At 66.3% G+C, this 1,287-nt stretch carries 1 protein-coding gene; it reads left to right on the forward strand.

Annotation, left to right across the window (positions count from 1 at the left end; genetic code table 11):
* Positions 1 to 45: 45 nt before the first annotated feature.
* A partial coding sequence (locus tag MX659_RS09035; protein WP_267193169.1) for a UPF0236 family transposase-like protein occupies positions 46 to 1,287 on the forward strand: 1,242 nt, incomplete at its 3' end.

Consider the following 1,287-nt stretch of genomic DNA (forward strand, 5'->3'; position numbering starts at 1 on the left):
TTCATCAGTGGGGTCACCACAACCAACCTGATGAGAGGAGTCCGCATGTCGATGATAGTCCGCATCGAGCTCGGTGTCGTGGAGATCGAGCTTCCCGATGACGCTTCCGTCCACGTGCTCGACCGTGATCTCGAAGAAAGGATCAAGGAGGTGCAGCGTGCGGCGTTCTCCGAAGCGTGCAGTCAGATCGAGGCCGGCCTGCTCAAGGAACGGACGTGCCCCTCGTGCGGCGGTGTCCTGACCGTCTCAGATGTCGATCACAGGAGTGTCGTGATGCTCGCAGGCGCCGTGAGCGTGCCTGTCAGACGCTTGCGGTGCAAGGAGTGCAAGGCGCGCTCGGCCCCGCTTGCGGCGTTCCTGCCCGAAGCACGGCACACGCTGCCTGTCACCGAACGTGCGCTGCGCCTGGCCACAGAGCTCGGGTACGCGAAGTCCTCGGACCTGCTTGCCCGCCTCACAGGCGCCACGGTCAGCCACGAGCAGATACGCAGATTCGCCCTTTCCGAGGCCACGCGCATCGGCGTGGAACTCGAGCGCGAGACAGACGAGCTGTTCTCCTGCGGGGTCTGCCCGCCAGGGTGTGTGGAGCGCGATGGCCAAGACACGGTCGTCGTGGCCATGGATGGAGGGCTTGTCGCCGACCGGGCGACGGGCGAGCGCTTCGAGGCACGGGTCGGCGTGGTGTGGAGCGGGGCGGCCGACGTCTCGGAAGGGCGCCGGACGCTGCTCGGCCGCACCGCCCACGCCGGGATCGAGGACACGGCGACCTTCGCACGCAAGATGTCGACGCTTGCCGTGAAGGCGGGGATGACCACCGCAGGCACGACGATCGTGATCGGGGACGGCGCGGGCTGGATCAGACGGACCGCGCGCGACTGGTTCCCCGATGCCGTCTACGTGCTCGACCTCTACCACCTCAAGCGCCGCATCTCGGAGCTGTTCTCCCGCGATGAGGACGCTGCGTGGCGCGAGCGCGTGCTGAGCGAGTGCGTGGCAGGCAGGCCGCATGCGGCGGTCCGCATCCTGCGCTCATACGATCCGGGCCCCGACGACAGGGTCCGCGAGGTCCACCGGCGGCTCATCAACTACATCACCGTCAACGCGGAGGGCATTCGGAACTACACGCGCACCGATCTGTTCGGTTCGGGATCTGTGGAAAAAGCGGTGGACGTCTTGGTCTCCAGACGCTTGAAGTGCCGCGGCATGAGTTGGCTCAAGCCAGGGGCCCTCGGGATCCTCAAGCTCAAGCTGCTACGCTTCAACAACGAGTGGGACGCTCACTGGGAG

The organism is Parvivirga hydrogeniphila, from assembly GCF_023371205.1.
Lineage (GTDB): Bacteria > Actinomycetota > Coriobacteriia > Anaerosomatales > Anaerosomataceae > Parvivirga > Parvivirga hydrogeniphila.